Origin of the sequence: Streptomyces bobili (assembly GCF_002154575.1) — a bacterium.
In the GTDB taxonomy this organism is placed as follows: domain Bacteria; phylum Actinomycetota; class Actinomycetes; order Streptomycetales; family Streptomycetaceae; genus Streptomyces; species Streptomyces bobili.
The window spans coordinates 17,193-38,495 of record NZ_MUBA01000168.1 but is presented as its reverse complement, the minus strand read 5'-3'; the positions used below and the strand labels follow the sequence as shown (position 1 = coordinate 38,495).

Below are 21,303 nucleotides of genomic sequence, written 5' to 3'. Positions count from 1 at the left end.
GTCGGGAGGGGGGACGGGCGGGCCGTGGGGCGGCCGTACGGCGCCGGCGGCATGCGCGGGTCGCCGCCCGGCGCACGATACCGGCAGGGATCAGGACAGACGGCGTCGGGTTGCCACGGAATGCGGCGGGTTGTGCCGGAGGTTGCGAAGGAGCGCGCAGGGTTGTGCGGACGTGAAGGGCCGCCTCGGCGACTTCGAGAAGCCCCTGAGGCGCGCGAGGCCCATGGCACCCTGGGTCACCGACAGCCGAGCGGTGGGCTCACCGAGCCACCGGAGAGAGGAACCGCCCCGTGATCGTCGTCGCCGGTGAGGCCCTGATCGACCTGGTACCGAAGGGCTCGGGTGCCCTCGCGGCCCTGCGGCCGGCCCTGGGCGGCGGCCCGTTCAACACGGCCGTGGCCCTGGGCCGCCTCGGCTCCCCCACCGCCTTCTGCTCACGTATCTCCTACGACGCCTTCGGCGAGGCGCTCCTCGACAGGCTGCGGGACTCGGGAGTGGACGTGTCGGCGGTGCAGCGCGGCCCTGAGCCGACCACCCTCGCCGTCGCCACGCTCGACGGGAACGGCTCGGCCGCCTACTCCTTCTACGTGGAGGGCACCGCCGACCGGCTGTTCACCGCCCCGGCCGGGCTGCCCGCCGGAACCCGAGCGGTGTCCTTCGGCACCTGCTCGCTCGTCCTGGAGCCGGGCGCGAGCGCGTACGAGGAGCTGCTGCGAACCTCGGCGGGGCAGGGCGTGTTCACCACCCTGGACCCGAACGTCAGGCCCGGTCTGATCCCCGACGCCGACGCCTACCGAGCCCGCTTCAGGAGCTGGCTGCCCTCGGTGTCCCTGCTCAAGCTCTCCGAGGAGGACGCCCTCTGGCTGGGCGGCACCCCGCGCGAGTGGCTGGCCGCCGGGCCCGCCGCCGTGGTGATCACGCACGGGGGTGACGGGCTGACCGCCTTCACCCAGGACGGCTCCGTGTACCCGGTGCCCGGCGAGAAGGTCGACGTCGTGGACACCATCGGTGCCGGCGACACCGTGAACGCGGCGCTGCTGCACGCCCTTTCGGTCCAGGACGCGCTGTCGCCGGCGGCCGTCGCGGACCTGGGCCACGACGGCTGGCAACGGCTGCTGCGCTTCGCGGCCCGCGCGGCGGCGGTCACCTGCTCGCGGGCCGGCGCGGAACCGCCGTACGCCGCCGAGCTCGGCGAGCTCGGCGAGCTGTGAACGGCGGGCGCCCCGCGGGAGGTTTCCCGCGGGGCGCCCGCCCGCCTGTGCGGCGTCCTACTTCTGTGCTGTCTTCTTCGCGGCAGCCGTCTTCGTCGTGGCCCCGGCGGCCTTCTTCGCCGCCGGACTGTCGGCGGTCGCCCGAGTCGTCGCCGTGGTGGTCGCCCTTGCGGTGGCCGTCTTTCGCGCCGTCGCCTTGGCCGCGACCGCCTTCTTCGCCGCCGCCCGGCGCGGGGCCTTCACCGGCTCCGCGTCACTGACGCGGTCGCCGAGGACCTCGCGCAGGAACTTGCCGGTGTGGCTGGCCGGGATCCCCGCCACCTCCTCCGGCGTGCCCTCGGCGACGACGATGCCGCCGCCCGCGCCGCCCTCGGGGCCCATGTCGACGACCCAGTCGGCGGTCTTGATCACATCGAGGTTGTGCTCGATGACGATGACCGTGTTGCCCTTCTCGACGAGACCGGAGAGGACCTTGAGGAGCTTGCTGATGTCCTCGAAGTGCAGGCCCGTGGTCGGTTCGTCCAGGACGTAGACCGTGCGGCCGGTGGAGCGGCGCTGCAGCTCGCTGGCGAGCTTGACGCGCTGTGCCTCACCGCCGGACAGGGTGGTCGCGGACTGGCCGAGGCGGACGTAGCCGAGGCCGACGTCCTTGAGGGTGTTGAGGTGACGGGCGATCGCGGGGACGGCCGCGAAGAACTCGGTCGCCTCCTCGATCGGCATGTTCAGGACCTCGGCGATGGACTTGCCCTTGTAGTGGACCTCCAGGGTCTCCCGGTTGTAGCGGGCGCCGTGGCAGACCTCGCACGGGACGTAGACGTCCGGGAGGAAGTTCATCTCGATCTTGATGGTGCCGTCGCCCGCGCAGTTCTCGCAGCGGCCGCCCTTGACGTTGAAGGAGAAGCGGCCGGGCATGTAGCCGCGGACCTTCGCCTCGGTGGTCTCGGCGAACAGCTTGCGGACGTGGTCGAAGACGCCGGTGTAGGTCGCCGGGTTCGACCGGGGGGTGCGGCCGATGGGCGACTGGTCGACGTGGACGACCTTGTCGACGAGGTCGTCGCCGTCCACGCGCGTGTGGCGTCCCGGCACGTTCCTCGCGCCGTTCAGTTCCCGGGCCAGGTGCGTGTACAGGATGTCGTTGACCAGGGTCGACTTGCCGGAGCCGGACACGCCCGTGACCGCGGTGAAGACGCCCAGCGGGAAGGAGACGTCGATGTCCCGCAGGTTGTTCTCGCGGGCGCCGCGCACCGTGAGCTGCCGGGACGGGTCGAGCGGTCGGCGGATGCCGGGCAGCGGGATCGACTTCCTGCCGGACAGGTACTGCCCGGTCTGCGACTCGTCGTTGACCAGCAGCTCCTTCAGGGAGCCGCTGTGCACGACCTTGCCACCGTGCTCACCGGCGCCGGGGCCGATGTCGACGATCCAGTCGGCGACCTTGATGGTGTCCTCGTCGTGCTCGACGACGATGAGCGTGTTGCCCATGTCGCGCAGCCTGACGAGGGTCTCGATCAGCCGGTGGTTGTCGCGCTGGTGCAGACCGATGGACGGCTCGTCGAGGACGTACAGCACGCCGACGAGGCCGGAGCCGATCTGGGTGGCCAGGCGGATGCGCTGGGCCTCGCCGCCGGAGAGCGTGCCGGCGGCGCGGTTGAGCGAGAGGTAGTCCAGGCCGACGTCGACGAGGAACCGGAGTCGCTCGTTGACCTCCTTCAGGACGCGCTCGGCGATCTTCTTGTCGCGCGGGTCGAGCTTCATCGCGCCCAGGAACTCCGCGCAGTCGCTGATCGACATCGCGGCGACCTCGGCGATGGACTTCTCCATGACCGTGACCGCGAGGACGATCGGCTTGAGGCGCGTTCCCTCGCAGGTCGGGCAGGGCACCTCGCGCATGTAGCCCTCGAAGCGCTCACGGCTGGTGTCGCTCTCGGCCTCGCTGTGCCGGCGCTTCACGAAGGGAACGGCGCCCTCGAACGGCGTCGTGTACACACGCTCGCGGCCGTACCGGTTGCGGTAGCGGACCTCGATCTGCGTCTTGTGGCCGTGCATGAGGGCCTTGCGGGCGCGCTGCGGCAGGCCCGCGAAGGGGATGTCGGTCCGGAAACCGAGCGCCTCCGCGAGGGCCCCGATCAGGCGGCCGAAGTAGTCCTTGGTGTGCCCGTGGGACCAGGGGTGGATGGCGCCCTCGTCGAGGGACTTGTCCTCGTCGGGGACGATCAGCTCGGGGTCGACCTCCATGCGCGTGCCGATGCCGGAGCAGTCGGGGCAGGCGCCGAAGGGCGAGTTGAAGGAGAAGGAGCGGGGCTCCATCTCCTCGAAGGACAGGTCGTCGTAGGCGCAGTACAGGTGCTCGGAGTACATGCGCTCGCGCTCGGGGTCGTCCTCGGGGAGGTCGACGAAGTCGAGCACGACCATGCCGCCGGACAGTCCGAGGGCGGTCTCGACGGAGTCGGTGAGCCGGCGCTTGGCGGACTCCTTCACCGTGAGGCGGTCGATGACCACCTCGATGGTGTGCTTCTCCTGCTTCTTCAGCGTGGGCGGGGTGGAGAGCTGGACGGTCTCACCGTCCACCCGCGCGCGGCTGTAACCCTTGGTCTGGAGATCGGCGAACAGGTCGACGAACTCGCCCTTGCGCTCGCGGACCAGCGGCGACAGGACCTGGAAGCGGCTGCCCTCGGGCAGCTCCAGCACCCTGTCGACGATGGCCTGCGGCGACTGGCGCGAGATGGGGCGTCCGCACTCGGGACAGTGCGGCTTGCCGATGCGCGCGAAGAGCAGACGCAGGTAGTCGTAGACCTCGGTGATGGTGCCGACCGTGGAGCGCGGGTTGCGCGAGGTCGACTTCTGGTCGATGGAGACCGCCGGGGAGAGCCCCTCGATGAAGTCGACGTCCGGCTTGTCCATCTGGCCGAGGAACTGGCGGGCGTAGGAGGAGAGGGACTCGACGTAGCGCCGCTGCCCCTCGGCGAAGATCGTGTCGAAGGCCAGCGAGGACTTGCCCGACCCCGACAGGCCCGTGAAGACGATGAGCGAGTCGCGCGGCAGGTCGAGCGAGACATTCTTGAGGTTGTGCTCGCGCGCGCCACGGACGATGAGACGGTCGGCCACGCCGGTCCGCACCTTTCTTGAGAGAAGTGACAGGGGCGGGGCCCCCGTCCTTCTCAGACTAGGGGGAGCCACTGACAACGCCGGTCGGATTCACGGTTGACAACAATCCCCTGCCATCCAGCATGCCCGACGCCGTCACCGACCCTATAGCACGTACATTCGATTCACGGGGGTTGTCAGCCACCTTCACCCGAAGGTGTGGCGGAGCTAGGGTCAGCACCATGATTGATCACGCTCATGACCTGGAGTCTGTACGTGACGCGACGGAGCGGCTGCTCACCGCAGTCGCCAAGCTGGACAACGCGTCCGTGACGCAGTCGTCACGCCTGCCCGGCTGGAGCCGCAGCCACGTCCTCGCCCATCTCGCCCGGAACGCCGACGCCCTGGTGAACGTCCTCCAGGGCCGCCCCATGTACGCGGACGCCGTCGCGCGGGACGCCGACATCGAGCGGGACGCCCCCCGCCCCCTGGACGTCCAGCTCACGGACCTGCGGGACAGCGCCGCCCGCTTCCAGGAGGCCGGCGCCGTCCCCGCGGACTGGTCACGCACGGTCGAGCTGCGCAACGGCGTCACCGACACCGCGGCGAGGGTGCCGTTCCGGCGGTGGATCGAGGTGGAGCTGCACCACGTGGACCTCGGGATCGGCTACGAGCTGGAGGACCTGCCGGAGGACTTCGCCGTACGGGAGATCGACTTCCTGGCGGAGCGGTTCGGCGGCCACACCGACGTGGCGGCTGCACAGCTCACGGACGGCACGCGCGTGTGGCGCACCGGCCGCGAGGCGGACAGCCCCGAGGTGACCGTCACCGGGTCCGGTGCCGACCTCCTGGGCTGGCTCGCAGGGCGCCGCGACGGCTCCCCGCTGACCGTCCACGGCGGTCCACTCCCGGTCCTGCCCCCGCTATAGGCTGGCGGTCATGACGTACAGCGGAGAGGTGCGGGTCGGCGGCTCGGCGGACGTGCACGAGCTGAAGGACCTGATGATCACCAAGATCGCGGTCGGCCCGATGGACAACAACGCCTACCTTCTGCGTTGCCGGGCCACGGACGAGCAGCTGCTGATCGACGCGGCGAACGACGCGCGCACGCTGCTCGGCATGATCGGTGACGACGGCATCGCCTCCGTCGTCACCACTCATCAGCACGGAGATCACTGGCAGGCGCTCGCCGAGGTCGTCGCGGCCACCCGCGCGCGCACGTACGCGGGCCGGGAGGACGCCGAGGGCATTCCGGTGCCGACGGACGTCCTGGTCGACGACGGCGACGTGATCCGGGTCGGCGATGTGCCGCTCACCGCGCGCCACCTCGTCGGCCACACGCCGGGCTCGATCGCCCTCGTGTACGACGACCCGCACGGACATCCGCACGTGTTCACGGGCGACTGTCTCTTCCCGGGGGGCCCTGGCCGGACAACACAGGCCGCAGAGTTCGACTCCCTGATGAACGGCCTGGAGACCAAGCTGTTCGACGTCCTGCCCGACGAGACATGGATCTACCCCGGCCACGGCAACGACACCACCCTCGGCACGGAGCGGCCCCACCTCGCGGAGTGGCGCGCACGAGGCTGGTAACCGCGCTCGGGGAGCGTCATGCCCCACGGACGGTGGCCTCCAGAGCACCGTCACCGACGCCGGCAGCGGTGACCGCCATGATCAGGGGGACTGTTGCATGGGCTGCGGTCTGCCGGGCCGGGTTCACCTGGCAGGCAGCGGAACCTCCCACTTCTCCGCAATCCATCCCTTCGGCTCCCAGCCGTACTACGGGCTCGAATCACCCGCACGCAGCTGGAGGCCGCGCTCAAGCGGGCTGCGACCGCCGCTGTCACCTCACGGCCCTTGGCCTCCGGGCCGCCCCGCAGGAGAGCCCGGGGCGGCCCGGAGGCCGAGGAAGGTGAGGTGTTCCGGCAGAGGATCCGCGTGGCCGTGGCCGTGGACCACGCCCGCGCCCTGCGCGTCTCGCGCCGCCGGGCTCCTGGCCGACGCGCCTGGCGGGCGATCCGGCGGAGGCGACCCGGCGGACGCGTCCCCGGCGGTGTAGTGGACGCCCCGCCGACGATCTAGTGGGTGGCCCCGGTGTGCTCCCGCGCAGTCGCCGTCTCGTTCGCCGTCGTCCCGGCCCCCGGCTCGGCGCTCTGCTTCGCGAAGCCGCGCCGGCCCGGCAGGATCGCGAGGACGATCAGTGTTCCGGCGGCCATGATGATCCCGCCGATGAGGCTGGTCTGGGCGACTCCGTGGGCGAAGGCCTGGTGGACGGCGTCCACGGCGGCCTGGGCCTGCTGGGGCCCGGCGGCGGGATCCTGCGCGACCCGCTCCGCGACGGCCAGGCCGGCGCCGACCGAATCCCTGGCGGTCTCCATCGCCTCCGCCGGGAGCCGGTTGCCCACCAGGTCGGTCAGCTCGTCCCGGTAGGCCGTGCCCAGCAGCGAGCCCAGCACCGCGATGCCCAGTGCCCCGCCCAGCTCCAGCGCGGTGTCGTTGACACCGCCGCCGACGCCCAGCTCGGACTCGGGGAAGGAACCCATGATCGTGTCGGTCGCCGGGGAGATGGCCAGTCCGAGCGCGAGGCCCAGCATCATCAGCGGCGCCAGGAGGTCCCCGTACGTCGAGCCCTTGTCGATCTGGGTGAGCAGGAACATGCCCGCCGTGCCGATGGCCAGGCCGGTCACGACCATCGGCTTCACCCCGAGCTTCGGGGTGAGCATCCCGGTCAGCGCGGACCCGAGGAACACCGCGCCGCCCAGCGGCAGCAGCCGTACACCCGTGTCCAGGGCGCCGTAGCCGAGGACGAACTGCAGGAACTGCGTCGAGTAGTAGATCACGGCGAACATACCGAAGAAGAAGAACATCACCGCGAGCATCGAGCCGCTGAAGGGCCGCAGCGCGAACTTTCGGACGTCCAGCATCGGCTGCGGGTGCCGCAGCTCCCAGGCGACGAAGGCGACCAGACCGGCACCGGCGACCACGGCGGCGGTGACGGGGCCGACGCCCCAGCCGGAGTGCGGGCCCTCGATGGCGGCGTAGATCAGGGAGCCGACGGTGACGATCGACAGCAGACCACCGACGTAGTCGATCCGGCCCATGCCCTCCGCCTTGGACGGCGGTACCAGGGTGAGCACGCCGAACACGGCGAGGACGGCGATCGGCACGTTGATCAGGAAGGTCGAGCCCCAGGCGTGGTCCTCGAGCAGCCAGCCGGAGACCAGCGGGCCGACGGCTACCGCCACCCCGGAGGTCGCGGCCCAGGCGGTGATGGCCTTGGCCCGCTCACTCCGGGGGAAGGTCGCGACCACCAGGGACAGCGTGGCCGGCATCACGACCGCGGCACCCACACCCATGATCGCGCGGGCCACGATGACCAGCGAGGTCTCGTCGACCATGCTCCCCATCACCGAACCGCCGGCGAAGATCAGCAGACCCAGCACCAGCGCGCCGCGCCGGCTGTACTTGTCGCCGATCGCGCCCAGCACCAGCATCAGCGCCGCGTACGGAACGGTGTAGGAGTCGACGACCCACTGCAGATCACTGCTGCTCAGGCCCAGGTCGGTGGTCATGTCGGGGGCGGCGACGATCAGCGACGTGTTCGCCATCACCGTGATCAGCAGGCTCAGGCACAGCACGAGCAGCGCCCACCAGCGCCGCGCGTACGGCCCGGTCATCTTCTCCACGGGGGTGTTTGCAAGGAAGGGCATCAGTAGCTCCTGAGAGGGACGGGGCGGACGAGCGGAATCACTTAATTGCCCGTGAAGCGAGCGGGCGACGGGCTGAGATCTTCGGGCTTCAAGATCATCCTGTGGCCCCTTGTGGGCTTCCCCCGGCGATCCTCTGGAGGGCCGCGTCGGTGTCCGCGATGGCCAGCATCCTGTTGATGTCGGCGCCGGCCAGTGCGCCGGCCGCTGCGGAGGCCCCGACCTGGGCGACCAGATCGGTGGCGTTGCCGGCCACCCACACACCTGGCACCTCGGTGGTGCCGGCCATACCGGAGGCGAAACCGCGGCCCGTCGGCAGGTCCCGCACCGGCAGGCCCAGACCTTCCAGACCCTGGGTGCGGGCCTGCATAGGCGAGGCGACCGCGACGACGCGGCGGGCCACGACCTGGCCGTCGGCCAGGCGCACCCCGGCGAGGGCACCGTCCTCGTCGTTGACGACCTCGGTGACCGGGGTGTCGATGACGCGGATGCCGCGGGCGGCGAAGCGGGCGCGGCTGTCCTCGTCCAGGTCAGTGCCGTGGGTGAAGTAGGTCAGGTCCTCGGTCAGCTGACGGAACAGAAACGCGTGGCCGATGGAGGCCGGGCCGGTGGCGAGGATGCCGATGGGCTCGTCGCGCACCTCCCAGCCGTGGCAGTACGGGCAGTGCACCACACTGTGCCCCCAGTGCTCGGCGAGCCCGGGCACCTCCGGCAACACATCCGTGAGGCCGGTGGCCACCAGGATGCGGCGAGCGGTGATGCTGCGGCCGTCGGCCAGGGTGACGGTGAACCGCAGGTCCCCTTCCGCCGACGGGGCGGCGGACTCGGCCGAGACCACCTCGCCGAACACGACGCGTCCGCCGTACTGGCGCACCTGCTCCCGGCCCCGTCGAAGGATCTCGGACGGCGGGGTGCCGTCCAAGACGATGAAGCCGTGCACGGCCTCCGCGGGCGCGTTGCGCGGGGAACCGCTGTCGATCACGACGACCGAGCGGCGGGAGCGGGCGAGGATCAGTGCACCGTTCAGCCCCGCGGCGCCCCCGCCGATCACCACCGCGTCGACGGTCCCCCCGGCCAGTGCGTCGCTCCCGTACGGAGGAGTCGCCACAGCCATGGCCTCCTGCCTTTCCTTGTCAGTCATGGTTCGGTCAACCCTTCGAGTTCTGGGTGGTGGGAGGGGGGTCAGCTGTTCAGAAAGCCGAAGATGTGGTCGGCGACCGTCTTGGGCTGTTGTAGAGAGTTCGGCCCCGGTTTGCTGGGGACGTTCGTGATGTACAGATCCAGTACGGCGATGAAACTCGCCGTCGCCAGGATCGCGAGGGTCAGACCGTGCCTTGCCGGCCTGGAAGGCGTCGCAACGCCGGGCGGCGCGGAGGAGTTCAAAGGCATGGGTTGCCCTCAATCGCGCCAGGCGTGCACGCAGCCTGTCCGGTGAGCTCAGGACCGTTGTGTACTGAACAGTCAGAAACCTAGGTAGTTCTGTACTGGGTTGTCAAATACGTTGGGTCGGCTTTACCTTCGATGTATGGCGAGACCACGAAGCTTCGACCCCGACCACGTCCTCCACGCCGCCGAGCGGCAGTTCCGCACTTCGGGCTACAACGGCACGAGCGTCGACGACATCAGCGCCGCCACCGGCCTGGGCCGCGGCAGCCTCTACGCCGCGTTCGACGGCAAGCACGGGGTGCTGCTGCAGGCGATGGCCGGCTACTTCGCCCGGCTGGGGCAGTTTGCGCCGAAGGCGCTCGCCGGACCGGACGAGGGTGCCCTGGAACGACTGCACGCGTACTTGCTCCGCGCCGTCCACGGGGTGCCACTCGCCGCCGACGTACCCCCCGCCCCTGACCGGGCGGCGGCGGCCTGCTTCGCCGCCAAGATGGCCCTGGAGATCGGCGCCTCCGACTCCGAGGTGAAACGCCTGGCCAACGACTGCTTCTCCGTGCTCGCGACGGCGGTGGCCGAGTGTGTGCGAGCGGCGCAGCGCAACGGCGACATCGACCCCGACGCGGATCCCGACGACCTTGCGTACCTTCTGCTGACCATCATCCGCGGGAGCGATGTCGTCGGCGCGTACGGCCACAGTCCCGCCCGCCTGACCTCGATTGCGGAGAGCGCGTTCGCCTTGCTACCTCGCCCGCGCCACCGCTGAGAAGAGCACGGCCGGCCTCATTGCACAGGCATCTGATGCGGTCGCGCCCACTTCGACGCCGCGGAGGCACGGCCCGTAGGTTTACGCGCCGCCGTGACCTCGTGTGTTGGCGCGTGCTGTGGTGTTCCCGGGTGGTGTGGGTAACACCCGCAAGGACCCCGAGGCGTTCGCCCGGCTGATCCACGACGTCGAGACGAAGATCTTCGGCGTGCTCCCGGACGAGACCTGGGTCTATCCGGGACACGGCAACGACACCACCCTGGGCGACCAGCGCCCGCACCTGCCGGAGTGGCACGCGCGCGGGTGGTGAATCGCGCCGCCCACCTCTGACGTCAGGTGCGTGCGGGCGTCGCGGGTACGTGCGTCGGTGCGTACCGGCGTCGGTGTCTGCACGGCACTCGGGGCGCGAACCGTCGGCATGCGCGCCCCGTGTGAAAGCCGCGCACGCGCCGACAGCTCGCGCGCGCTCCCCGCGCGCCTGACGGCGCGGTCAACTGGTGGCAGCCCCGCGCGGGACGACGGCTCCGGCGCGGACGGGCCGCCGGTCTCGTTCCCCGCCCTCGACCGGCGGCCCCGGCGCGTTCTGGTCCCCCGTGTTCACACGCCCGCAACACCCGTTCCCACCATGCGGGAAGACACGCCTGTGACCTCGACAAACACGTCGTTCACTGCCAGTCTCCCGCCATGCGTCCTGCCTCTCGTAGTCTGCGCCGCGCTGTCGCCGGCCTCACCGTCGCCCTCCTCGCCACCGCCGTCGGCTGCGCACCGCAGCCGGAGGAGAAGGCGGCCGCCTCGCCGTCCGGTTCCACCGCGGACACCTGCGCCAAGGGCAAGTTGGCCACCGAGACCTCCGGCACCCTGACGATCGCCACCGACGAACCCGCGTACGAGCCGTGGTTCAAGGACGGCAAGCCCGAGAGCGGTGAGGGCTTCGAGTCGGCGGTGGCGTACGCGGTGGCCGAGCAGCTCGGATACGACAAGAGCGCCGTCGTCTGGCAGAGCGTGCCGTTCAACAAGGCGTTCGCGCCCGGGGTGAAGACCTTCGACTTCGACATCAACCAGGTGTCGATCAGCGACGAGCGCAGGAAGGCCGTGGACTTCTCGTCCGGCTACTACGACGTGCGCCAGGCCGTCATCGCGCTGAAGGGCTCCAAGGCCGCGAACGCGAAGAGCATCGCCGACCTCAAGGGCCTCAAGCTCGGCGCCCAGGTCGGCACCACCAGCCTCGAGTACATCGACGACGTGGTGAAGCCGACCGGGGCCGCGGCCGTCTACGCGAAGAACGACCAGGCCAAGTCCGCGCTGAAGAACGGCCAGGTCGACGCCATCGTCACCGACCTCCCGACCGCCTTCTACATCACCGCGGCCGAGGTCACGGACGCCCGGATCGTCGGACAGTTCGCGAACAAGGGCGGTACGCCGGAGCAGTTCGGGCTCGTGCTCGACAAGGGCAGCGCGCTCACTCCCTGCGTGACGGACGCCGTGGACGCCCTCCGCGAGAACGGCACCCTGGCGAGGATCGAGCAGCGGTGGCTCTCCGACGCCGTCGACGCGCCGGTACTCAAGTGACGCTCGTCAAGGAGCAGTCGGAGCCTGAGGGAGCCGACGACAAGGGCGGCACGGAACCCGCGGGCGACGGGTACGTGCCCTCGCCGCGGCGGCTGGAGCGCGAGCGCCACCGACGCGCGCGTACCCGCCGCGCGACGGCGATCGCCGCGGCCTCCACCCTGGTGACCGGCGTCGTCCTTTACCTGGTCGTGGTGAGCGCGCCCGGCTGGCAGCGCACCAAGGAGACGTTCTTCGACGGGCAGTACGCGCGCGAGGCGTTCCCCAAGGTGCTCGAAGGGCTGTGGCTGAACGTCCGGCTGCTGCTCGTCTGCGGAGCCGCCGTCCTGGTCCTCGGCATGCTCATCGCCGTCGCCCGCACCCTGCGCGGCCCCGTCTTCTTCCCGCTGCGGGTGCTCGCGGCGGCCTACACCGACTTCTTCCGCGGTCTGCCGCTGATCATCAACCTGATGATCGTGGTGCTGGGCGTGCCGGCCCTGCGCCTCCAGGGCGTGACCGTCGACCCCGTCCTGCTCGGCGGTACGGCCCTGACGCTGACGTACTCGGCGTACGTGGCCGAGGTGTTCCGGGCCGGTATCGAGTCCGTCCACCCCTCGCAGCGCGCCGCGGCCCGCTCGCTGGGCCTCAGCAACCGGCAGGCCCTGCGGTACGTCGTGCTCCCCCAGGCCGTGCGGCGTCAGGTGCCGCCGCTGCTGAACGACCTGGTGTCCCTCCAGAAGGACACCGGGCTGGTGTCGATCGGCGGCGCCATCGACGCCGTACGCGCGGCGGACATCATCGCGGGCCGCAGCCTGAACTACACGCCGTACATCGTCGCGGGGCTGGTCTTCGTGGCGCTGACGATCCCGATGACCCGGTTCACGGACTGGGTGACGGCCCGGATGGACCGTCAGCGGGCCCAGGGAGGAACGACATGAGCGACGCGCCCGCGTCCCCCGACGGCTCCCCCGTGCTGCGGATGGAGGCCGTCCGCAAGACCTTCGGCGACTCGGTCGTCCTGCGGGACGTCGACCTGGAGGTCGCCCCGCACACCGTGACCGCGCTGATCGGTGCCTCCGGCTCCGGCAAGTCCACGCTGCTGCGCTGCGCCAACCTGCTGGAGGACATCGACGACGGGGCGATCTGGCTGGACGGCGAGGAGATCACCGACCCGCGTACCGACCCGGACGCGGTACGGCGCCGTATCGGCGTGGTCTTCCAGGCGTACAACCTGTTTCCGCACATGACGGTGCTGGAGAACATCACGCTCGCTCCTCGCCGGGTGCACGGGGTCGCCCGCGCGGAAGCCGAGGAACACGCCAGGGGGCTGCTGGAGCGGCTCGGACTGGGCGGGAAGGCGGGCGCGTACCCGGACCGGCTCAGCGGCGGCCAGCAGCAGCGTGTCGCCATCGTGCGCGCCCTGGCCGTACGTCCCCGGCTGCTGCTGTTCGACGAGATCACCGCGGCACTCGACCCGGAGCTGGTGGGCGAGGTCCTCGACGTGGTGCGGGACTTGAAGGGCGACGGCATGACCATGGTGCTGGCCACGCACGAGATGGGCTTCGCGCGCGAGGTCGCCGACCAGGTCTGCTTCCTGGACGGCGGCGTGGTGCTGGAGCACGGCACCCCCGAGCAGGTCTTCGGCGATCCCCGGCAGGAGCGCACCCGGCGCTTCCTGCGGCGGATCGTGGAGGCGGGACGCCTCTGAGTACACCGGTAAGGGGCGCCCGCCCGGAGGCCGGTGCTTACCGTGACCGGTGCCTACGCGTGACCGGTGCTTACGGGTGGCCCCGTGCTCAGGTGCTCGCCTGGCCTGCCCCCGCCAGCGCGGCGACGCGCTCCACGGCGAACACGTAACCCTGCACTCCGCAGCCCGCGATGACACCGTCGGCGCGCAGGGACACGTACGAGTGGTGCCGGAAGGACTCCCGCTGGTGGATGTTGGAGATATGGACCTCCAGCACCGGAAGTCCGTCGCAGGTGTTGAGCGCGTCGAGAATCGCGATCGACGTGTGCGAGTAGGCGCCGGGGTTGATCACGACACCGCAGTGGTTCTGCCGTGCCTCGTGGATCCAGTCCACCAGCTCGCCCTCGTGGTTGGACTGGCGGAAGTCCACCGTGCCGCCGTGCGCCGCCGCTGCCTTCGCGCAGAGCTCCTCGACGTCGGCGAGCGTGTCGGAGCCGTAGATCTCCGGCTGGCGCTGCCCCAGCAGGTTCAGATTGGGGCCGTTGAGAATCATGATGGGGGCGTTGGCCAGGGTGCGGGGCACGGGGTTTCCTCCGGTCCGTTCGGCGTGGGGCGGCCCGTCGGACCGCTGCTCGGACCCGGTCTATCACGGCGCGTCGGAGCCGGTTTTTATCAGGTGAAACAGCGGGGCCTAAAGCCCTAGCCTCTTGACATGATCACTCCGTCGTATCCTCCCAAGCCCTCGCCCGGTGACCGCATCGCCGTCCTCTCGCCGGGCGCCGGCCTCCCGGGCCTCTTCCCGGTCCCCCACGAGCTGGGCCTGGAACGGCTGCGCGAGGAGTTCGGCCTGGAGCCGGTCGAGTACCCGACGACCCGCAAGATGGGCGCGACGCCCCAGGAGCGGGCCGACGACATCCACGCGGCCTTCGCCGACCCCGACGTCAAGGCGGTCATCGCGTCGATCGGCGGCGACGACCAGATCACCGTCCTGCCGCTGCTGGACCGCGAGTTGATCCGGGCCAACCCGAAGCCGTTCTTCGGGATGAGCGACAACACCAACCTGCTCGCGTTCTTGTACAGCACCGGAATCGTCGGCTATCACGGCGCCACCGTGATGGTCCAGCTCGGGCGGCCGGTGGCCATGGACCCGCTGACCGCGGAGTCCCTGCGGGCGGCCCTGTTCACCTCTGGCTCCTACGAACTACGGCCCGCCGAGCGCTGGAACGACATCAACCGCGACTGGGCCGAACCGGCGACCTTCGCCTCGGAACCGGAGACCCGGCCGGGCACCGGCTGGATCTGGCACAACGCCGACCGGGTGGCCGAGGGCCGCGGCTGGGGCGGCTGCCTGGAGATCCTCGCCGGGCTCCTGATGGCCGACCGCGAGGTCTCCCACGACCTGTCGGTGTACGACGGCGGCGTGCTGTTCCTGGAGACCTCGGAGGAAATGCCCAGCGGCACGGAGGTCTTCCGGACCCTGCGCAGCATGGGCGAGCGCGGCCTCCTCCAGCGGTTCTCCGCATTGCTGATGGGCCGTGCCAAGACCTGGTCCTTCGAGCAGCCCAACAGCGCCGCGGACGCCGCCCGGTACGCCGTCGAGCAGCGCGAGGCCGTTCTGAGCGCGCTCGAGACCTATGCGCCCGACACCCTCGCGGTCTTCGACGTGGACTTCGGTCACACGGACCCGCAACTCGTCCTCCCCTACGGCGGGACTATCCGCGTCGACGGCCCGGAACGGCGCATCACCGTCACCTACTGAGCCCCGCGACACGCGTCGCGACACCGTGCGCCCCCGTAACGCCCGGTCACGGTGGGTAGTTGACGCGGCATGCACGACGTACACACCGTAAGCAACGCACAGACGCCCTCCATGCCGCGGCTCGCGGCCGCCTCGCTCGCCGGGACGGCCATCGAGTTCTACGACTTCTTCGTCTACGGGACGGCCGCCGCGCTCGTCCTGGGACCGCTGTTCTTCCCGACGTTCTCGCCCCTGGCGGGAACGCTGGCGGCCTTCGCGACGTTCGGGGTGGGCTTCGTGGCCCGGCCGCTGGGGTCGGTGCTCTTCGGTCACATCGGGGACCGGCGCGGACGCCGGCCGGTCCTCGTCGTCTCCCTGCTGCTGACGGGCGCCTCGACGGTCGCGGTCGGATGCGTGCCGACGTACGGCTCGATCGGGGTGGCGGCTCCCGTGCTGCTGCTCGTGCTGCGGTTCCTGCAAGGGCTGGGACTCGGCGGGGAGTGGGGCGGCGCGGTGCTGCTGACGGCGGAGCACGCGCCCGCCGAGCGGCGCGGGCTGTGGTCGAGCTTTCCGCAGATCGGGCCGGCGGTGGGTTTCCTGCTCGCCAACGGGGTCGTGCTGGCGCTGTCCGCGACGCTGACCGAGGCACAGTTCACGCAGTGGGGCTGGCGGGTGCCCTTCTGGGCGGCGGGGGTGCTGGCGGTGCTCGGGCTGTGGCTGAGGTCGTCGCTGCCCGAGAGCCCGCGGTTCCTGGAGATCGAGGCCCCCGCGCGCGTGCCGCTCGTCGAGGTGGTCCGCTCCCACTGGCGGCTCGTCCTGCTGACCGCCGGCGGACTCGCCGTCGGGTACGCGATCTTCTACGCCGTGACGACCTGGTCGCTGGCCTACGCGACGGAACGGCTCGGGGTGAGCCGTACCGTCATGCTGACGTGCATCATGGCCGCGGTGGTGGTGAAGGGCGCGCTGACCCCCGTGGCGGCTCTGCTCGGCGACCGTTACGGGCGGCGGCCGTTGTGCCTGGCCGGCTGCGCCGCCGCCGCGCTGTGGATGTTCCCCCTGGTCGCCCTCCTGGGCACGGGCGAGCCGCTGCCGATGTTCCTGGGCTTCCTCGGTGCCATGCTCGCGTTCGTCACCATGTTCGCCGTCATCGCCGCCTACCTGCCGGAACTGTACGAGCCGAGGATCCGCTGCACGGGGGCGGCGGTCGGCTACAACCTCGGCGGGGTCCTCGGCGGCGCGCTCACGCCCCTCGCGGCGACGGCACTCGCCGAGCACTCGGGGCGCGTCCCCTGGGGAGTGGGTGCCTATCTGACGGGCATCGCGCTGCTCAGCCTCGGCTGCTTCGCCCTGTTGCCGGAGACCCGGCCGGCGGCGCGGCCGGCGCCGACGGCGGGTACCGAAGCCGGGGCCGGGGGCCTGGCCGCTACGGATTGATCGCCAGCTCCAGATACGCCGCCAACAGCACCAGATGCACGCCGCCCTGGAGAGGCGTGGCCCGTCCCGGTACGACGGTCAGGGAGCTGACGACGACAGTGAGCGCGAGCAGCACCATGTGGGTGGGGCCGAGGCCTAGGACGAGTGGGCCGGAGAGCCAGAGCGAAGCCAGGGCGACGGCCGGGATGGTCAGGCCGATGCTGGCCATCGCGGAGCCGTGCGCGAGGTTGAGGCTGGTCTGCACCCGGTCGCGGCGGGCGGAGCGCAGCGCAGCGATGGTCTCGGGGAGCAGCACGAGCAGCGCGATGATCACTCCGACGACGGCATGGGGCAGCCCGGCGGCCTCCACGCCATCCTCGATCGTGGGCGAGACCCCTTTGGCGAGCCCCACCACGCCGATCAGGGCAAGGCCGAGCAGGCTCAGGCTGATCACCGCGGTCCGTGAGGAGGGTACGGCGGCGTGGTCGTCCCCGATGATCACGTCACCCTCGCGGGGGACCGGCAGGAAGTAGTCGCGGTGCCGGACGGTCTGGGTCGCCACGAACAGGCCGTAGAGGATCAGTGAGGACAGGGCGGCGAAGGTGAGCTGGACGGTGGAGAACTCCGGTCCCGGTTTGCTGGTGGTGAAGGTCGGCAGGACCAGGCTGAGGGTGGCCAGCGTCGCGACGGTCGCCAGGGCGGCGCCGGTGCCCTCGGGGTTGAAGATCGCCGTGCCGTGGCGCAGGGAGGCGACCAGGAGGCACAGGCCGACGATGCCGTTGCAGGTGATCATCACGGCCGCGAAGACCGTGTCCCTGGCGAGGGTCGAGCCCTTGTCACCGCCGTCCGCCATCAGGGTGACGATCAGCGCCACCTCGATGATCGTCACGGCCACCGCGAGCACCAGGGAGCCGAAGGGCTCGCCGACGCGGTGGGCGACGACCTCGGCATGGTGCACGGCCGCCAGGACGGCTCCGGCCAGGATGACCGTGATCACGGCGACGACCACCGGAGCGAGGTCACGGCCCCAGGTCAGGATCAGCAGGACGACGGCGAGCGCGGGCACGACGGACGTCCAGCGGATCGTGTGCGACCTGAGCCGAGCGATCATGCAGTGATCGTCGCAGAGCGGTACGGACCGTGCATTTCGGTCGACGCGGGTGGACCAGAGGGGACTACGCCAGCGGACTACGCCAGCGGACTGCGCGAGCGCCCGGAGCGGTGCCCGGCGAATCGCCGGGCACCGCTCCAAGCTGTCTGTCGTCCCCGCGTGCTCCGCGGTCAGACGTCGATGCTGTCCTTCGGAGAGCCTTCGCTGCCGGTCCCGGTCTTCTCGGCCCCCGTCTTCTCGGCCGCCACCTGCTCGGCCGCCGCCTGCCTCTTCGAGGCCCACAGGCTGGTGATCGTGGTGACGATCAGGACGGCGCAGATGACACCGAGCGAGACCGGGATGCTGATCTCGGGGACGTGGACCCCGGACTCGTGCAGCGCGTGCAGCACCAGCTTCACGCCGATGAAGCCGAGGATGATCGACAGGCCGTAGCTGAGGTGGACCAGCTTCCTCAGCAGGCCGCCGATGAGGAAGTACAGCTGCCTGAGGCCCATCAGCGCGAAGGCGTTGGCCGTGAACACGATGTAGGGATCCTGCGTCAGGCCGAAGATCGCGGGGATCGAGTCGAGGGCGAAGAGCACGTCGGTGGAGCCGATCGCGAGCATCACGACCAGCATCGGCGTCATGACGCGCTTGCCGTTCTGCTCGATCCACAGCTTGGTGCCGTGGTAGCGGTCGGCGACCCCGAACCTGCGCTCGGCGGCCTTGAGCAGCTTGTTCTCCTCGAACTCCTCGTCCTCCTGGTCGGCCCTGGCCTCCTGGATGAGCTTCCAGGCGGTCCAGATGAGGAAGGCGCCGAACAGGTAGAACACCCAGGCGAAGCTGGCCAGGATCGCGGCGCCCGCGGCGATGAAGATCGCCCTCAGGACCAGGGCTATGAGCACGCCGACGAGCAGGACCCGCTGCTGGTACTGCGAGGGGACGGCGAACTTCGCCATGATCAGGACGAAGACGAAGAGGTTGTCGACACTGAGCGACTTCTCGGTGATGAAGCCCGCGAAGAACTCTCCGGCGGGCTCGCCCCCGCCGAAGAGGAACAGGCCGAGCCCGAACAGGCCGGCCAGGGCGATCCAGACGACGGTCCAGATACCGGCTTCCTTGATCGACACGTCATGCGGCTTGCGGCCGATGAAGAAGTCGATCGCGATCAGGGCACTCAAGCCCACGATGGTCAGGACCCACAAGGTCAGGGAAACATCCACTGCTGCGCCTCCGGCAGTACGTAACGGCAGGTGATCAGCGTCGTCGCGCTGCCGGAGGTCTCTTCCACCCCGGGTCCCGGCGCACGGCATGCGCGCGGGTCCACACGGGCCGACGCCCCGGGATCAGGCCTGATCCGTATTGACGGGTACGCCGCAGCAGATAGGGAGTACTCCCCTCCGTGGGGAAAACAGTACCCAATCACCAAGGAAAGGTAAAGTGATCGGCAAAAGAAAGGTCAAGTTACCTGGTCAGCGGACCTTTACGGTTACTTGGCGAAAGACAGAACCGGATCACTTCCGCCACAGGCGGCGAGCCTCGGCGACCTGCGCGAGGACCTGCTGGAGCACCTGGCTGCCCGGCGGCAGCAGGGCCGGCTCGTAGGTCCAGGCGTGCCCGACCCAGGGATCGGCGAGGTGGTCCTCCGGCACCGGAGTGAGGCGCATCAGCCCGCGCCACAGCGGGTCCAGCAACGGACCGTAACCGGCGGCGTCCTCACGGTCGGCGACCAGCATCAGGTGGACGCCTACGGCCGGGCCCTCGTCCGCGAGGTAGCGGAGCCGGGTCACGGCACGGTCGTCGAAACCGTGCGGGAAGTCGTTGACGACCAAGAGCTGGTGGGCCGTGTCGAAGTCGGGTGGGAGGGAGTCGGCGGCACCGCCACGCACCGCCATCTGCACCAGGTCGACGTGCTCGGTGAGCCGGGTCAGGATGTCCGCCACACCGGCCGCGCCCACGGCGGGCGGCGCCGTGAGCACGCCGCTGTGCACCAGCGGGGCGAACGCCTGCGCACCCGAACCGGCCGGGTCGAGGACATGCACCGTGAACTCGTCGGCCGGATGGACCGCCAGCAGCCGGGCCGTGTGCGCGACGGCCGAGTCGAGCGCGAGACGGCGCAGCTCGTGGGAGTCGAGGAACGAGCCGTCGGGCGACCCGGTCCGCCCGCTGTCGATCCACAGACCACGCTCCAGCGGGAGCCGGATGAGCATGGGGATGCGCAGCCGGTCGCTCTCGGGCAGGTGGAGGTCGCCCAGCCGCAGGGCCATGGGCATCTCCATGGGGACGCGGTAGGCGTGCCAGGTCGGGTTGTCCCAGCGCGCGTAGGCCGGCGGCAGGGCCGGCTCGACGACGTCGGCCTCGGCGGCGAGCTGGGCGAGGTCCCGGTCCAGGACCTGCCGCGCCTGGTCGACGAGCTGGGCGTGCTTGGCGCGAGCGGACTCGCGGGCCGCGTCGCCCTGACCGCCGATCCGGCTGCGCGGGTCGGAGAGGACCTCGTCGAGTTCCCTGTCCATCCGCGTGTCGGCGAAGTCGACGGCACTGCGGTACGCGGCCGTGCTGCGCGCCAGGTCCTCGAACATGCCCCAGACCTGGTTGTAGAGCCGCTCCTCCATCGACCAGCCGGTGGCGTCACCGGCGACCGGCTGCGCGGGCCGGCCGGGCTCGGCCGGCGGCGCGGCGGGCGGGGGCGCAGGGGCGGTGTTCCGCCGGCGCGGATGGCTGTAGTCGACAGGGCCGCCGGTGCCGGACGCCGCGGGAGTGCCCGGCTGGGTGGTGGCCGAGGGGTCCGCGGGTCCCGTCGGATAGCTCGCCACGGCGTCTGCGGCACCCTGCGGGACCTGGTTGCCCTGGGATCCCTGGTACGGGTCGGAGGCAGTCTGGGCGCCCTGTCCGCCGTACGGGGATGCCGCCTGGTCGGGGCCGAGGGCGGAGGCGGTCGTCTGGCGGGAGCGGTCGCCGTCGGCCGTACGCGACGGTGGGGCGGGTACCGAGCGGGCCACGCCCTGGGCCACGGCCTCGTTGATGGCGGACGCGAGCTGATGGGCCTGGGCAAGGCCCTGGTCGGCGAGGAGGTCGGCCAGGCCGCCCGCGTACCCCTGACCGATCGCGCGGACCTTCCAGGCGCCCTGGCGCCGGTACAGCTCCAGGGCGACGACGGCCGATTCGGGACCGAGGCCGGTCAGGGTGAAGCCGGCCACCTCGGTGCCGTCGAGGCCGGTCACGGCGACGACCGGAGCCGCGAGGGAGCCGAAGTCGACCGGTCCGCCCACACCGGTGGGCAGGGCGAGCAGGACACTGACACGGTGCACGGTCTCCGCGACGGCGTCCAGGTCCACCGCGAGGCGATGGTCGGCTGCCGCCTGCCGGGAGACCTCGACACCGGGCAGAGTGGGTGCGCCCGGGTGGGCCACCCATTCCACGCCGTGGATCCTGCCGCTCTCGTCGCTGAGGGTGGCAGCCGCCACGACCGGGGTGCCGGCCGAGACCCTGATCTCTAGGCGGGCTTCGGAGAGCGGGTGGTTCTGGCCCCGCACCAGCTCGGCCGTCATCGCCTGTGGTCCCCCTGCGTCGCGTGTCGTGTTGTCGTGTGCCGCTCGCCCGGCCCGGCCGGTCTTAGGGCCTCTCGTTCGGGTCAGACCGGGCTCGCGGGCCCTGGCACCGCACCTCGCCGCGTTGTCGTCGG

At 70.8% G+C, this 21,303-nt stretch carries 17 protein-coding genes and 1 pseudogene; 10 read left to right on the top strand and 8 right to left on the bottom strand.

Features of this window, described 5'->3' with window-relative positions; translation table 11 throughout:
- Window positions 1-290 precede the first annotated feature (290 nt).
- Entirely contained in the window at window positions 291-1,211 is a 921-nt protein-coding gene (locus tag BZL64_RS14585) for a carbohydrate kinase family protein (protein WP_086769611.1), read from the top strand.
- Between the two features lie 57 nt (window positions 1,212-1,268).
- Here the strand turns inward: BZL64_RS14585 and uvrA are convergent, their stop codons facing one another.
- Complete coding sequence (uvrA, locus tag BZL64_RS14580; protein WP_086769615.1) at window positions 1,269-4,313, bottom strand: excinuclease ABC subunit UvrA; 3,045 nt, start codon at window positions 4,311-4,313, stop codon at window positions 1,269-1,271.
- 221 nt (window positions 4,314-4,534) lie between these two features.
- Here uvrA and BZL64_RS14575 point away from each other — a divergent pair, with 221 nt between their 5' ends.
- Both BZL64_RS14575 and BZL64_RS14570 read left to right on the top strand, forming a co-directional pair.
- On the top strand, window positions 4,535-5,221 hold the full coding sequence (locus BZL64_RS14575; RefSeq protein WP_086769610.1) for a maleylpyruvate isomerase family mycothiol-dependent enzyme: 687 nt from the start codon (window positions 4,535-4,537) through the stop codon (window positions 5,219-5,221).
- 10 nt (window positions 5,222-5,231) lie between these two features.
- Window positions 5,232-5,885 (top strand): MBL fold metallo-hydrolase, encoded by a 654-nt coding sequence (locus BZL64_RS14570; protein WP_086769609.1) that lies wholly within the window; start codon window positions 5,232-5,234, stop codon window positions 5,883-5,885.
- Window positions 5,886-6,370: 485 nt separating this feature from the next.
- Here BZL64_RS14570 and BZL64_RS14565 read toward each other — a convergent pair whose 3' ends face one another.
- The 3 genes from BZL64_RS14565 to BZL64_RS14555 all read right to left on the bottom strand — a co-directional run bounded on the left by BZL64_RS14565 (window position 6,371) and on the right by BZL64_RS14555 (window position 9,388).
- Complete coding sequence (locus BZL64_RS14565; protein ID WP_086769608.1) at window positions 6,371-8,002, bottom strand: MFS transporter; 1,632 nt, start codon at window positions 8,000-8,002, stop codon at window positions 6,371-6,373.
- A 94-nt stretch (window positions 8,003-8,096) separates the two neighbouring features.
- Complete coding sequence (locus tag BZL64_RS14560; protein ID WP_086769607.1) at window positions 8,097-9,113, bottom strand: NAD(P)/FAD-dependent oxidoreductase; 1,017 nt, start codon at window positions 9,111-9,113, stop codon at window positions 8,097-8,099.
- Window positions 9,114-9,181: 68 nt separating this feature from the next.
- Window positions 9,182-9,388 carry a hypothetical protein gene (locus tag BZL64_RS14555; RefSeq protein WP_086769606.1) on the bottom strand — a complete coding sequence of 69 codons (207 nt, stop codon included), beginning with the start codon at window positions 9,386-9,388 and terminating at the stop codon, window positions 9,182-9,184.
- Between the two features lie 136 nt (window positions 9,389-9,524).
- On the opposite strand from BZL64_RS14555, the gene BZL64_RS14550 reads away from it, so the two are divergent.
- The 5 genes and pseudogenes from BZL64_RS14550 to BZL64_RS14530 all read left to right on the top strand — a co-directional run bounded on the left by BZL64_RS14550 (window position 9,525) and on the right by BZL64_RS14530 (window position 13,401).
- On the top strand, window positions 9,525-10,148 hold the full coding sequence (locus tag BZL64_RS14550; protein ID WP_167396143.1) for a TetR/AcrR family transcriptional regulator: 624 nt from the start codon (window positions 9,525-9,527) through the stop codon (window positions 10,146-10,148).
- Window positions 10,149-10,269: 121 nt separating this feature from the next.
- Window positions 10,270-10,458: pseudogene (locus tag BZL64_RS14545) on the top strand (MBL fold metallo-hydrolase); the annotation flags it as partial.
- 374 nt (window positions 10,459-10,832) lie between these two features.
- On the top strand, window positions 10,833-11,717 hold the full coding sequence (locus BZL64_RS14540) for an ABC transporter substrate-binding protein (protein WP_086769604.1): 885 nt from the start codon (window positions 10,833-10,835) through the stop codon (window positions 11,715-11,717).
- Window positions 11,714-12,631, top strand: a complete 918-nt coding sequence (locus BZL64_RS14535; RefSeq protein WP_086769603.1) for an amino acid ABC transporter permease — start codon at window positions 11,714-11,716, stop codon at window positions 12,629-12,631. The genes BZL64_RS14540 and BZL64_RS14535 overlap by 4 nt, the downstream gene beginning before the upstream one ends.
- Window positions 12,628-13,401, top strand: a complete 774-nt coding sequence (locus tag BZL64_RS14530) for an amino acid ABC transporter ATP-binding protein (protein WP_086769602.1) — start codon at window positions 12,628-12,630, stop codon at window positions 13,399-13,401. Before BZL64_RS14535 ends, BZL64_RS14530 begins: the two co-directional genes overlap by 4 nt.
- A gap of 88 nt (window positions 13,402-13,489) precedes the next feature.
- On the opposite strand, the gene aroQ is transcribed toward BZL64_RS14530, so the two are convergent.
- Window positions 13,490-13,963: a type II 3-dehydroquinate dehydratase gene (gene aroQ, locus BZL64_RS14525; RefSeq protein WP_086769601.1), complete on the bottom strand. Its 474-nt coding sequence runs from the start codon at window positions 13,961-13,963 to the stop codon at window positions 13,490-13,492.
- Between the two features lie 129 nt (window positions 13,964-14,092).
- On the opposite strand from aroQ, the gene BZL64_RS14520 reads away from it, so the two are divergent.
- Complete coding sequence (locus tag BZL64_RS14520) at window positions 14,093-15,139, top strand: S66 family peptidase (RefSeq protein WP_086769600.1); 1,047 nt, start codon at window positions 14,093-14,095, stop codon at window positions 15,137-15,139.
- A 69-nt stretch (window positions 15,140-15,208) separates the two neighbouring features.
- Entirely contained in the window at window positions 15,209-16,552 is a 1,344-nt protein-coding gene (locus BZL64_RS14515; protein WP_244205332.1) for an MFS transporter, read from the top strand.
- Here BZL64_RS14515 and BZL64_RS14510 read toward each other — a convergent pair.
- From BZL64_RS14510 to BZL64_RS14500, 3 genes are all read right to left on the bottom strand, one after another.
- Window positions 16,542-17,642, bottom strand: a complete 1,101-nt coding sequence (locus tag BZL64_RS14510; protein ID WP_086769599.1) for a calcium:cation antiporter — start codon at window positions 17,640-17,642, stop codon at window positions 16,542-16,544. The genes BZL64_RS14515 and BZL64_RS14510 overlap by 11 nt on opposite strands.
- A gap of 170 nt (window positions 17,643-17,812) precedes the next feature.
- A complete protein-coding gene (locus BZL64_RS14505; protein ID WP_086769598.1) occupies window positions 17,813-18,844 on the bottom strand; it encodes a TerC family protein in 1,032 nt (343 codons plus the stop codon).
- Window positions 18,845-19,135: 291 nt separating this feature from the next.
- On the bottom strand, window positions 19,136-21,169 hold the full coding sequence (locus tag BZL64_RS14500) for a TerD family protein (RefSeq protein WP_086769597.1): 2,034 nt from the start codon (window positions 21,167-21,169) through the stop codon (window positions 19,136-19,138).
- Window positions 21,170-21,303 lie beyond the last annotated feature (134 nt).

Excerpts from the sequence above, each read along its gene's own strand:
- BZL64_RS14575 (WP_086769610.1), top strand. The coding sequence starts at position 4,535 with ATGATTGATCACGCTCATGACCTGGAGTCTGTACGTGACGCGACGGAG.
- BZL64_RS14570 (WP_086769609.1), top strand. The coding sequence starts at position 5,232 with ATGACGTACAGCGGAGAGGTGCGGGTCGGCGGCTCGGCGGACGTGCAC.
- BZL64_RS14565 (WP_086769608.1), bottom strand. The coding sequence starts at position 8,002 with ATGCCCTTCCTTGCAAACACCCCCGTGGAGAAGATGACCGGGCCGTAC.
- BZL64_RS14560 (WP_086769607.1), bottom strand. The coding sequence starts at position 9,113 with ATGGCTGTGGCGACTCCTCCGTACGGGAGCGACGCACTGGCCGGGGGG.
- BZL64_RS14555 (WP_086769606.1), bottom strand. The coding sequence starts at position 9,388 with ATGCCTTTGAACTCCTCCGCGCCGCCCGGCGTTGCGACGCCTTCCAGG.
- BZL64_RS14550 (WP_167396143.1), top strand. The coding sequence starts at position 9,525 with ATGGCGAGACCACGAAGCTTCGACCCCGACCACGTCCTCCACGCCGCC.
- BZL64_RS14540 (WP_086769604.1), top strand. The coding sequence starts at position 10,833 with ATGCGTCCTGCCTCTCGTAGTCTGCGCCGCGCTGTCGCCGGCCTCACC.
- BZL64_RS14530 (WP_086769602.1), top strand. The coding sequence starts at position 12,628 with ATGAGCGACGCGCCCGCGTCCCCCGACGGCTCCCCCGTGCTGCGGATG.
- BZL64_RS14520 (WP_086769600.1), top strand. The coding sequence starts at position 14,093 with ATGATCACTCCGTCGTATCCTCCCAAGCCCTCGCCCGGTGACCGCATC.
- BZL64_RS14515 (WP_244205332.1), top strand. The coding sequence starts at position 15,209 with ATGCACGACGTACACACCGTAAGCAACGCACAGACGCCCTCCATGCCG.
- BZL64_RS14510 (WP_086769599.1), bottom strand. The coding sequence starts at position 17,642 with ATGATCGCTCGGCTCAGGTCGCACACGATCCGCTGGACGTCCGTCGTG.
- BZL64_RS14500 (WP_086769597.1), bottom strand. The coding sequence starts at position 21,169 with ATGACGGCCGAGCTGGTGCGGGGCCAGAACCACCCGCTCTCCGAAGCC.